This is a genomic window from uncultured Campylobacter sp. (assembly GCF_938041645.1).
Taxonomy (GTDB): Bacteria; Campylobacterota; Campylobacteria; order Campylobacterales; family Campylobacteraceae; genus Campylobacter_B.
The window spans coordinates 40,774-52,199 of record NZ_CALIST010000063.1 but is presented as its reverse complement, the minus strand read 5'-3'; the positions used below and the strand labels follow the sequence as shown (position 1 = coordinate 52,199).

Sequence of the window (11,426 nt, the reverse complement as noted above, 5' to 3'; positions counted from 1 at the left end):
AATATATCTCATTTTTGCTCCATGATTTGATTTGTGGGGTTTGCTTGCGCGCAGAATTTGCTTTGAATTGCGCTTTAAATTTTACTTTGCGGAATTTAATTTTCAAAATTTTAATTTGAAATTTTGCCTCGTGAAATTTTACTGAAATTTGCTTTTAAAAAATTTAGCTAGGAAATCCCGCTTTGAAATTTTACGTAGCAAATTTATACTGATCTCAAGTCTCGCACCAATAACGCTTTGTATCGAGCTTTTAAAATTCTACGTAGCAAATTTATGCCTTGAAATTTAACTTCCGCGTGCCGAAATTTAGCGCCGCTTTTATGCAAAATTTTACTTCCGTACTCCGTCCCCGCTACGACGAAATTTTAAGCTTAGAGCTTTGAATTTATCCTTAAATTTAGGGCGTGCGAGCTATAAATTTAAAGCGCGGGTTAAATTTAAACTCGCGAGCTTGCGGTATTTTTACGCCGCCGCATACATAGCGCATAAAATTTTAAGCCTCGCTCGATGTAAAAGCGACATAAAATTTCAAATTTCGGCTAAATTTTAAAATTTAGCGATACTGCCGCGCAAAACGGCGTAGAATTTTAAAATTTTAAAGCTTTGCGTTCCGCGAGCTGTTTTAGCGGCGTGAAAGCGGTGCAAAATTTAAAATTTATGGGCAGTGGAAAAAATCGCGCGGAAGCAAATCAAGTAACCTGGGCTAGCAAAATTTTAAACTACGGCTCTATGAAATTTCACAGCGGCGCGCTGCAAGCGAGCTCTCGTAAAACCAGGTTTTAGCGCGCGGTTAGCTCGTGCACCAGATCTACCAGATATTTGGCGTTTTGCACGCTTACGTCGGGCAAAATTCCATGCCCTAGATTAAAGATATGCGCGACACCCTTCATCGCCGCTAATATCTCGCGCACGCCCGATTCTATCGCGCTGCGATCGTATAGCCGCATCGGCTCCAGGTTGCCTTGAAGCGCAAATTTGCCCCCGAGCTGCTCGCGCGCAAGCTCAATCGGAGTGCTCCAATCCACGCCCCATACGTCAAAGCTCGCCGCTCCTCGCTGCTCCGCAATACGGCTCAACCGCGACATCTGTGCGCCCGTGCCCTTGGCGAAGACGATGAGCGGGATATGCGAGAATTTCGCCTTTAAAAATTCCGTGATTTCTAGGATGTATCGCCAGCCAAACTCCTCGTACGCGCTCGGCTCCAGCGCGCCCGCCCAGCTGTCGAAAATCTGCACCGCATCGACGCCCGAGCCGATCTGGCGCGCCAGATAAAGCTTCGTCGCCTCCGTAACGAGGCGCAAAATTTCATGCAAAAGCTGCGGATTTTCGTAGAGCATCCTTTTGCAAACGGCGTAATTTTTGCTGCTGCCGCCCTCGATCATATAGGTAGCGATCGTCCACGGCGCGCCGCAAAAGCCGATAAGAGCTTTATCCGCGGCAAGGCGAGAGCGAGTAAGCGAGATCGTATCATAAACGTATCCGAGCTCCGCCGCGGCCTTTTGCGGATCAAGGCGTGCCAGATCGCCCCGGGAGCGGATCGGATCACTAAATTTCGGCCCCTCGCCCGCTTCAAAGCGCAGATCCATACCCATCTGCATCGGCACGACCAAAATATCGCTAAAAAGTATCGCCGCATCGACGCCCAAAATCTCCACGGGCTGGATCGTCACCTCGCTAGCGGCGCGGTAGTCGCGGCACAGGCTCAAAAAATCACCCGCCCTCTCGCGCACCGCCATGTATTGCGGCAGGTAGCGCCCCGCCTGGCGCATCATCCAAATGGGCGTGTATGGGGTCTCTTTGCCGAAGCATGCGTCGATGAAAACCATTTTTATCCTTTAAATTTACTCAAAATATACAAAGCCAAACAAACCGCAAAGATAGCTCCTGCGAGCAAAAGCATATCCAAAGGGGTAGTAAAATCGGTGTGCAAAATTCTCTTGAAAAAATCCACTACGAGCACCATTATGATGACGCTGCCGAGTTTATGCTTCAGCTCATCTAGAGAGGCGATCTTTAAAACTTGCAAATTCAGATCCACAAACTCGTCGATAAACAGCTCATAAATTCCAAATACAAAGATTAGCAGTACTATAGCGACCAGATACAGATCGATCGCCGTTATTATCTCGCTTAAAATATCGACGTAAAGCGCTCCCTCGCTCTGCGGAGCTAGAAAAAATTCTACGATTTTATAGAGCGCCGAGCAGATTTCGTAGCTTGCCACCACAAATATCGCCGCGCCTGCCGCGATGCAAAAAAGTACCGGCAGGAGGGTTAAAAATTTGCTGCAAAGTAAAAATTTTTCAAATATAGCTTTCATTTTTTCCTTAAATTTTAATTCGGGTAGCCGCTCCGCAAACGAACGTATAAATTTAAAAACCGCTCCATGCCGAAGCGTTCGCTTAAATTTACACTCGTTTGCAGCTGCATAAATTTATCTCTTTTGATCGCGTCCGTTTGAGTCTTTAAAATTTTGCGCTAGGTTAAAGGCGCAAAATTTCAGCTCGCGGCGTTAAATTTTAACTAGGTTGATTTGCAAATTTATTCGCGCGGCCTCGGCACCGAAATCACGCGCGCGACTGTATCCGCGTGCAAAAACTCGGCAGCCTTGCTAAATTATCCTACTTGTCTTGCTGCATATCGATCCAGCGAAGCGCGATGCGCACGGCGTTCGTAGCCGCTCCGACGCGGATCTGATCGGCGCTGCACCAAAGATGCAAAATTTTATCGTCGAAATTGTCCCTGCGGAGCCTGCCGACGTAGGTTTCGTTCGTGTCGCTCGAAAGCAGCGGCATCGGATATTCGTTTTTGCTCGGATCGTCTACAAGCACGATGCTAGGCGCGTTTCTTAAAATTTCACGCACGCGGCTAATCTCGAAATCCTTTTTAAATTTTATCGTGATCGCCTCGCTGTGGCTGCGAAGTACCGGCACGCGCACGCAGGTAGCCGAAACGGCGAAGTTTTTATGCAAAATTTTCTGCGTTTCGTTCACCATCTTCATCTCTTCTTTGGTGTAGTCGTTGTCCAAAAATACATCGATGTGCGGGATGACATTCATCGCGATCTGATGCGGGAAAACCTTCGGCTCGCACTCATCAAGCTTAAAAGCGAAAAACTGCTGCAACTGCCCTACAAGCTCGCTCATACCCTCTTTACCTGCGCCGCTCGTCGCTTGGTAGGTGCTTACGTCCACGCGCTCGATATCAAACGCGTCATCAAGCGGCTTAAGAATTTGAACCATCTGGATGGTAGAGCAGTTCGGATTAGCGATTATGCCTGTCTCTTCCCATAGCTTTATATCCTGAGGATTACACTCGGGTACTACGAGCGGGACATTTTCTTGCATACGAAAGTGGCTAGTGTTGTCGATCACCACCGCGCCGCTTGCTGCAGCAAATGGCACGTAATGCGCCGAAATGGAGCCGCCCGCGCTAAAAAATGCGATGTCGATCTCGTTTTCGTCGAAGGTGCTGTCCGTTAGCTCCCTCACGACGTATTCTTTACCGCGGAATTCCACCTTCTCGCCCGCGCTCTTTGCGCTTGCAAGCGGCAGTATGTCCTTTACGGGGAAGTTCATCTCGTCTAAGACGCGCAAAATCTCCTCGCCTACAGCGCCGGTAGCGCCTACAATGGCGATATTGTAACTACTCATCCTCTCCTCCTTTTAAAATTTCATCGCTAGGGTCGTCGCTCTGCGAATCTTTGCTATCTAAATTTGAATTTAATAAATTTTCATCCTGCGCAAGCTCGTCCGCTTCGCCCTCGTCGCCCTCCTCGGCTTTCGGGCAGGTTGCGATGCTCACTACGTCGTCGCCCTCGACATTTACGACGATGACGCCGCTGGTGTTGCGGCCCGCTTTGCGGATGCTTTGCATATCGACGCGGATCATCTTACCGCTGGTGGTTAGCGCCATAAGATCCATCTCCTCATCGACCATCACGACGCCGATGAGCTCTCCCGTGCGGTTGGTGAGCTTCATGCAGATGACGCCCTTGCCGCCGCGATTTGTGAGACGATACTCGCTCGCGGTCGTGCGCTTGCCGATACCCTTTTGGCTCACGCTTAAAATTTCTTGCATGTCGCTTAAAATAAACGCTGCGCCGATGACCTCGTCGCCTTTTTCTTTAAATTTAATCCCCTTTACGCCGCGAGCGATGCGCCCCATCTGGCGAATTTTATTTAGATTAAATTTAAGGCACATTCCCTTTTTCGTAGCGATGAAGAGCATATTTTCGTTGGCGCTTTGCAGCTCACCCTCTTGTGCGTCCGAAATTTCATCTGAAATTTCATTCTCGCTTCCCTCTAAAATATCCTGCTCGGTCTGCTCTAGAATTTCCTCAGCCTCGCCGCCGTCCAGATCGTCGCCGCTTAGGGCGCCTCCTTTGTAGTTTTGCATCTCCTCGGCGCTGTTTGGAGCGATGAGAGCGGTTACGAGAGTATCGTCCTCATCTAGGCTGATAGCGCGGATGCCAAGCGATCGGATGTTTTTAAACTCGCTTAAATTCGTACGTTTTACGATGCCGTTTCGAGTGAAAAATACGAGCGACTTGCTCGGATCAAAATCGGTCGTAGGGATGATCGCCATGATCTTTTCGTCCGCGCCGAGCTGGATTAAATTTACTACCGCCTTGCCCTTTGCGGTGCGCGAGCCCTCCGGGATTTTATAGACTTTAAGCCAGTAAAGCTGCCCGCGGTCGGTGATAAACATAAGCGTATCGTGGGTGTTGGACGTAAAAAAGCTCTCGATGAAGTCGTCATCGTACGTCGTGACCGCCACGCGCCCCTTGCCGCCGCGCTTTTGCTTCTCGTAAGTCTTGCTAGGCACGCGCTTGATGTAGCCGCGGTGAGTGATCGTAACGACCATATTTTCATTCGCGATAAGATCTTCGATGTCGATATCCTCGTAGTCATCGACGATTTCGGTGATGCGCGGGCATCTGAATTTATCCTTGATCTCCAAAAGCTCATCTTTGATGATACCTTCGATTAGCTCCTCGCTCTTTAGGATCGCGTCAAGCCGCTTTATCTCGGCTAAAATTTCTTTTAGCTCCTCCTCGATCTTTTCGCGCTCAAGCCCCGTTAAACGGCTTAGCCTCATATCCAAAATCGCGCCTGATTGCGCCTCACTAAGGCCGAATCTGCTCATTAAATTTTCGCGCGCGACGTTTGTATCGGCGGAATTTCTAATCACGTCAATCACTTCGTCGATATTATCTAGCGCGATCTTTAAGCCCTCCAAGATATGCGCTCTAGCGCGCGCTTTTTGAAGCTCAAAAATCGTACGGCGGATGATGACGGTTTTTCTGTGGTTCAAAAACAGCTTCAAAAGCTCTATCAGCGTGAAAATCTTCGGCTCCTTGCCGTCGATCGCGAGCATTATCACGCCGAAGGTCGCCTCCATCGTGGTTTGCTTAAATAGATTATTCAACACGATCTCACTCATCGCGTCGCGCTTAAGCTCGATTACTACGCGAATTCCGTCGCGATCGCTCTCGTCGCGCACTTCGGAGATGCCTTCGATCTGCTTTTCTTTTACGAGATCTGCGATCTGCTCGATTAAGCGCGCTTTATTTGTCTGATACGGCAGCTCGTCAATTACGATGACGTCTTTACTAGCCTTTTTTTCGATATGGGTTTTAGCGCGAATTTTAACGCGCCCTCTGCCCGTTTTATACGCCTCGATAATCCCCTTTTTGCCGTAGATGATGCCGCCGGTCGGAAAATCAGGGCCCTTGATCTCGCCCATGATCTCCTCTAGGCTTGCGTTTTTATTCTCAAGCAGTATCAAAAGACCGCCCACGAGCTCATCTAGGCTGTGCGGTGGGATATTCGTCGCCATTCCTACGGCGATTCCGCTTGAGCCGTTAAGCAGTAAATTCGGCACGCGCGCAGGCAGGACGTCGGGCTCGTTCAGGCTCTCGTCGTAGTTCGGCACGAAATCGACCGTCTCTTTATCCAGGTCTTTTAGCAGCTCTTCGGCTAGCGGCGTCATACGCGCTTCGGTATACCTCATCGCCGCCGCGCCGTCGCCGTCGATCGATCCGAAGTTACCCTGCCCGTCCACGGAAGGAATTCTCATCGAAAAGCTCTGCGCCATTCGCACGAGCGCATCATAAACGGCGGTATCGCCGTGCGGATGGTATTTACCGATAACGTCTCCTACGATACGGGCGGATTTTTTGTATGGCTGGCGAGAGCCCACGCCAAGATCGTTCATCGCGTATAAAATTCGCCTATGCACCGGCTTTAGGCCGTCTCTGGCGTCCGGCAGCGCACGACCGATGATAACGCTCATCGAGTAATCAAGATAGCTCGTCTTGATCGATTCTTCGACGTCGATATCGATGATCTCCTGATTTTCAAACATATTTGATTGCATAAATATCCTTTTAAATTTTAAAGCGCGATTATAGCGAATTATTCTTTTGCATTAGCTAAAACCAAGCCGCACACGGGCATAAAGCCGCCATCGATCAAGCTCTCGCGCGCTTGCAGCATGCTAAGACCCGAGGTGATGATGTCGTCTACTAGGATCACGGGGAATTTCGGCGGGGTTAAAATTTTAAAATTTCGCTTGTGTTTTAGGCGAAATTCCAAACTCTGCCCCGTGTATTTGACGCGGTTTTGCGCGCGCAGGCAGTGAAATTTTGGCTCCACGAGTTCGCTTTTTAGCGCGCGAGCTAGGATCGCCGTGTGCGAATAGCCGCTGCGAGCGTCATCATCCAGCGGCACGGCGTTAAATTTAAAAATCCCGTCCGTTTTAAACGTTTCGTAATTTTGCGGATTTGCAGAAATTTCGCGCTGCAGATGAAGCGGGAATTTCGCTAAGCTTAAAGAGGCTATGCGCGCAAGCACTGCAGCGCCGTATTCGTGATGTTTAGAAAGTATAAGCTCTCGAATTTCGGAGTAGCCGTAGTAGTAAAATACGCTAAAGCCCTCCACCTGCCGCATACTTAGACGGCATTCGGCTAAATTTGCGGCGCAGGCGGCGCAGATCGTGCGCAGGCTAAACGCGCCGCAATTTACGCAGCGCATCTAAAGCGTAGAGATGATTTGATCGGCAGATTTTTTGACGATGTCGCCAAGCAAGCTTTGCACGAAAGGATTAAGCGATCTAGCCGTGCGAAGCGCCGTAAATTGGCTCTGATCCTGCGAAACGCGCTTGGTCGTAGTTTTGTTGCCCTGCACGATAGAGATCGCGACCTCGCCTCTTGCGCTCATATTTTCCTTCGAGTAGCCGTTGATCGCCGCCGAGATGCTTCTAATGTTTACGGTTACGATATTCGGGCTTGCCGGATCGATCTTTACGCCGCGAGCCTCAAGCTCCGCGCGTAAAGCTTTGTCGAACCACGCCGAGAGATTGTTTTTTAAAAGTACCTCATCGACCAGCTTGCCGTTATTATCGTTGATGACGGCGATTACCATCTGATTTTCGCGCTGATCGTTGATCGCGTTGATATTTACCGACTTGCCGCTTACGGTCTGATCGGCCTTAGAAAGATACGGATTTAAGCTGATGACGCTGCTGGTTTGCGAGCAAGCGACAAAAAATAGCGCAAATACGCCGATTAAAAATTTTTTCATTTTTATCCTTTTTCTGAAATTCGGGCGCATTGTAGCACTAAATTTAAAATTTATAGATTTTTTTGTATCATTAGCAGAATCAAAGGAGAAATTTTGCAAGCACTCGCTTTAAAATACAGACCCAAAAGCTTCGATCAGCTCATCGGTCAAGACGCCGTCGCCAAAAGCCTCGCGCACGCGCTGGATTCGGGCAGGCTGAGCCACGCATATCTTTTCAGCGGACTTCGCGGCAGCGGCAAAACCTCGACGGCTAGGATTTTTGCCAAAGCGCTTTTATGCGACAAAGGCCCCACCGGCAAGCCGTGCGAGCTCTGCGATAACTGCGTAATGGCAAACGAGGGGCGCCACATCGACATCATCGAGATGGACGCCGCCAGCCACCGCAAGATCGACGATATTCGCGAGCTCATCGAGCAGACGAAGTATCATCCCGCAAGCGCGCGCTTTAAAATTTTCATCATCGACGAGGTGCATATGCTCACCAAAGAGGCTTCCAACGCGCTTTTAAAGACGCTTGAGGAGCCGCCTAGCTACGTAAAATTTATCCTTGCGACCACCGATCCGCTCAAGCTTCCCGTCACGGTTCTATCGCGCACGCAGCACTTTCGCTTTAAGCCGATCGCCAAAAGCGCCGTCGTAGCGCATCTAGAGCAAATTTTAAAAACCGAAAACATCGCTTACGAAGAGGGCGCGCTCGAAATTCTAGCGCGCAGCGGCTCGGGCTCGCTACGAGACACGCTCACGCTCCTCGATCAGGCGATTATCTTTAGCCGCGAAGGTATCACCGAGCGTGCGATCGCCGATATGTTAGGCTTGCTCGATCCCGCCAAAATTGGCGAAATTTTAGACGTAGTGCTGCGCCAGGACCGCGCGGGCGCGATCGAGATCATCAAAGAGGTCGAAAATTACAACGCCGAGACGATAATCGACGAGATGATCGCAAATTTAAAGGATAAATTCCTGCGCCGCGACGCGAAATTTAGCCTGCTGATGTATGAGCGGTTTTTCCGCATTTTAGCGGGCGCTAAGAGCATGCTCGCCATCAGCCCCGACAACACTTACGCAATTTCTATGATGATTTTTATGATGATGGAGGCGGTCAATCTGCGCGAGATCGACGAGCTGATCGAGGTCGGAAGATCCCTGGATCAAGGCGAAGGCTATCCTTCCGCTTCGGCGCCTAATTTAAACGCGCAAAACTCTGCGCCGAATTTTAGGTCAAATTTCAACCAAAGCGCGACTTTTGTGCCAAACAGCGAGCCGGACGGCGCAACTTTTACGTCAAGCGACCAGGGTAGCGCTACAAGCGAAGTGCCGAGCTTTACTGCGAGCGCGAAACGTCCCGCAAGCCCTGCGCAAAACTTCGGTGCGGCAAAACAAAGCACTGACGCGAGCGACGAAATAAAACCAAACGCAGGCAGCGACGCGCAGACTAAAAATTCTAGCCCATCCGCCAAAACGGGCGCTCAAAATGAAATTTACGAGAATTTTCTAGCCAAAATTTACGACCGCGATTACGATCTGGGCGAGAAATTTAGCAAGTGCGTGGAATTTTTAAAATTTGAGCGCGGCACGCTGTATCTGCTCTCGCGCGCGCAGGGGCAGGACAGAGAGTACCTGCGCAAGGGCTCGCGAGCGATAAATAGCGTGCTAAAATCGCTTTTCGGCGAGAGCGCGGCCATCAAGATCGAGCAGGGCGCGCCGCAGAAGCAAGAAAATTCTACGCCGAGCGGCGCGCAAAATTCCGAGGTAGGCGCGAGCGGAGCCGCGAACTCCGAGCAAGATGAAATTTCAAACGGCGGCGAAAATTCCGAAGACAATTCCGCGTCGAAAGCGGCAAAACCGCAAAAAAAAGGCGATAACAGCGAGGGCGAAAAACAGCCGCCCAAAGACGATCTGTTAAGATCCACCGATCCGCAAAACTACGCCGCAAAGCCCCGCGATACGAGCAAGAGCGTGCGCGCCGCCAAGGCAGGCCTCGCCGAGCTCGCAAACGGCGCGCAGGACGGCAAGGAAATTTTGATCTCCGAGATGAATAGACTCTTCGGCGAGCCCACCAAAATCACGGAATAGCGCCCGCTGCGGATAAATTTACACTGCGCCGCGTGATTTTAAATTTAAGCGCGCCAAAACGATATAGAAATTTACGCGGCGAAGCAAGCCTGCGCGATTTTAAAATTTAAGCGCGCAAAGGCGGTGTCTAAATTTACATGGCAGACCAAAGTCGCGCGATAAATTTTAAAATTTTGCGGCGCGCGATCGAGCTCTAAACAGCAAGCTTTAAATTTGATCGTCAAAGCGCGCTTTAAATTTAACCGCGCTGGCGATCCAAAATTCATACGCCGCGGCAGTCTAAATTTAGCGCGCCGCAAGTATCCGCGCAGTCTGTCCCGTGCAAGCTCAAAATTTAAATTTAAACGCACTCTCCGCAGTTCAAAAATAAAATTTGCGCGTTTGCATAGCAAATATAAAATTTCGCGCTCATCCGCACCATGCCCTCCGCGATACGACTTTATCCGTACCATGCTCCCGCCTGATGCGCTCTCTCAAACTTTCATCAAACTTTGCGATACGGTTTTAGCTACATCTACGCGGCTGCTCGTGCAAAAACGCAGGCTCCGATCGCTCGCGGGCGCCGTAAGTCAAAGCTGAATTTCGCCAGGGTAAAATCGCGGCGAACTGAGCCGCCCTGAAATTTTAAAGAATTTATCCAGCAAATGGGCGGCGGTTCGCGATGCACGCTTATGAATTTTACGCGGGCGCGGCGGGCGAATTAGCTAAAATTTAGCGCTTTTGGTGTAGAATTCTGGCAAATTTCAATCCAAAGGTCACCAAAATGCGCGGATATAAAATTTTCTCCGGCACTGCAAATCCCGAATTTGCCAAAAAAATCTCCAAATATCTCTCGCTGCCGCTTAGCGAGTGCGCGATCAAAACCTTCAGCGACGGCGAAATCAGCGTCCAGATCGGCGAGAGCGTGCGCGGCAAGGACGTCTTCGTCATCCAACCCACATGCGCGCCCGCAAACTCCAATCTGATGGAGCTTCTGATCCTAACCGACGCGCTGAAGCGCTCCAGCGCGAACTCGATCACGGCGGTGGTGCCCTACTTCGGCTACGCTCGCCAAGACCGCAAGGCGGCTCCGCGCGTGCCGATCAGCGCGAAGCTCGTGGCAAATATGATGCAGACGGCGGGGATCGACCGCGTCGTCACGATGGATCTGCACGCGGGGCAGATACAGGGCTTTTTCGACGTGCCGGTCGATAACCTCTACGGCTCGCTGATATTTTTGGATTATCTGAAAGAGAAAAATTTAAAAAATCCGATCATAGCCAGCCCCGACGTGGGCGGCGTCGCGCGCGCCAGAAGCTTCGCCAAAAAGCTCTCGCTCGATCTGGTGATCGTCGATAAGCGCCGCGAGGAGGCGAACAAAAGTGAGGTGATGAACATCATCGGCGACGTCGCGGGCAAGGACGTGATCCTAATCGACGATATGATCGATACCGCAGGCACCATCGTCAAGGCTGCGGGCGCGTTTAAGGAACAGGGCGCAAAGAGCGTCAGTGCGTTTTGCACGCACGCCGTGCTAAGCGGCCCGGCATATGAGCGCATCGAAAGTGGCGCGCTAGACGGCCTCGTCGTGACCGACACGATCCCGCTAAAGCAGGAAAGCGACCGCATCAAGGTAATCAGCGTCGCTCCGCTCTTCGGCGAGGTCATCAGACGCGTATATCACGACGAGAGCGTAAATAGCTTATTCAAATAAATTTTAAAATTTAAAACGCGGCGTCGTTTGTTTTATACAGCCGCAGGAATGCGAACAAGAGGCATCTTATAATA

The 11,426-nt window shown here is 50.4% G+C and carries 10 protein-coding genes; 3 read left to right on the top strand and 7 right to left on the bottom strand.

The genetic code is table 11. The features are described 5' to 3' along the window. Positions 1-639 precede the first annotated feature (639 nt). Positions 640-783 carry a hypothetical protein gene (locus Q0600_RS09345; RefSeq protein WP_298759578.1) on the top strand — a complete coding sequence of 48 codons (144 nt, stop codon included), beginning with the start codon at positions 640-642 and terminating at the stop codon, positions 781-783. Here Q0600_RS09345 and hemE read toward each other — a convergent pair. The 6 genes from hemE to Q0600_RS09315 form a co-directional block, all read right to left on the bottom strand. After that, the gene (gene hemE / locus Q0600_RS09340) at positions 780-1,826 is read right to left on the bottom strand and encodes a uroporphyrinogen decarboxylase (protein ID WP_298759575.1); all 1,047 of its coding nucleotides are present in this window, start codon (positions 1,824-1,826) and stop codon (positions 780-782) included. The two genes, Q0600_RS09345 and hemE, sit on opposite strands and share 4 nt — an antisense overlap. 2 nt (positions 1,827-1,828) lie before the next feature. Next, the gene (locus Q0600_RS09335; RefSeq protein ID WP_298759570.1) at positions 1,829-2,320 is read right to left on the bottom strand and encodes a YqhA family protein; all 492 of its coding nucleotides are present in this window, start codon (positions 2,318-2,320) and stop codon (positions 1,829-1,831) included. Positions 2,321-2,621: 301 nt separating this feature from the next. Beyond that, a complete protein-coding gene (locus Q0600_RS09330) occupies positions 2,622-3,653 on the bottom strand; it encodes an aspartate-semialdehyde dehydrogenase (RefSeq protein WP_297941487.1) in 1,032 nt (343 codons plus the stop codon). Continuing rightward, a complete protein-coding gene (gene gyrA, locus Q0600_RS09325; RefSeq protein ID WP_298759580.1) occupies positions 3,646-6,369 on the bottom strand; it encodes a DNA gyrase subunit A in 2,724 nt (907 codons plus the stop codon). The genes Q0600_RS09330 and gyrA overlap by 8 nt, the downstream gene beginning before the upstream one ends. 50 nt (positions 6,370-6,419) lie before the next feature. Then, a complete protein-coding gene (locus Q0600_RS09320; RefSeq protein WP_298759568.1) occupies positions 6,420-7,037 on the bottom strand; it encodes a ComF family protein in 618 nt (205 codons plus the stop codon). Continuing rightward, a complete protein-coding gene (locus tag Q0600_RS09315; protein ID WP_297941485.1) occupies positions 7,038-7,586 on the bottom strand; it encodes a YajG family lipoprotein in 549 nt (182 codons plus the stop codon). Between the two features lie 93 nt (positions 7,587-7,679). On the opposite strand from Q0600_RS09315, the gene Q0600_RS09310 reads away from it, so the two are divergent. Further along, complete coding sequence (locus Q0600_RS09310; RefSeq protein WP_298759564.1) at positions 7,680-9,659, top strand: DNA polymerase III subunit gamma/tau; 1,980 nt, start codon at positions 7,680-7,682, stop codon at positions 9,657-9,659. 71 nt (positions 9,660-9,730) lie between these two features. On the opposite strand, the gene Q0600_RS09305 is transcribed toward Q0600_RS09310, so the two are convergent. Further along, a complete protein-coding gene (locus Q0600_RS09305) occupies positions 9,731-9,883 on the bottom strand; it encodes a hypothetical protein (protein ID WP_298759561.1) in 153 nt (50 codons plus the stop codon). Between the two features lie 539 nt (positions 9,884-10,422). Between Q0600_RS09305 and Q0600_RS09300 the strand changes: the two genes are divergently transcribed. Next, positions 10,423-11,352, top strand: coding sequence for a ribose-phosphate pyrophosphokinase (locus Q0600_RS09300; protein ID WP_005873085.1), 930 nt, complete (start codon positions 10,423-10,425; stop codon positions 11,350-11,352). Positions 11,353-11,426: the final 74 nt, after the last annotated feature.

What these genes read in the sequence shown, in the direction of transcription:
- hemE (WP_298759575.1), bottom strand. Translation starts at nt 1,826, where the DNA reads ATGGTTTTCATCGACGCATGCTTCGGCAAAGAGACCCCATACACGCCC.
- gyrA (WP_298759580.1), bottom strand. Translation starts at nt 6,369, where the DNA reads ATGTTTGAAAATCAGGAGATCATCGATATCGACGTCGAAGAATCGATC.
- Q0600_RS09315 (WP_297941485.1), bottom strand. Translation starts at nt 7,586, where the DNA reads ATGAAAAAATTTTTAATCGGCGTATTTGCGCTATTTTTTGTCGCTTGC.
- Q0600_RS09320 (WP_298759568.1), bottom strand. Translation starts at nt 7,037, where the DNA reads ATGCGCTGCGTAAATTGCGGCGCGTTTAGCCTGCGCACGATCTGCGCC.
- Q0600_RS09300 (WP_005873085.1), top strand. Translation starts at nt 10,423, where the DNA reads ATGCGCGGATATAAAATTTTCTCCGGCACTGCAAATCCCGAATTTGCC.
- Q0600_RS09330 (WP_297941487.1), bottom strand. Translation starts at nt 3,653, where the DNA reads ATGAGTAGTTACAATATCGCCATTGTAGGCGCTACCGGCGCTGTAGGC.
- Q0600_RS09335 (WP_298759570.1), bottom strand. Translation starts at nt 2,320, where the DNA reads ATGAAAGCTATATTTGAAAAATTTTTACTTTGCAGCAAATTTTTAACC.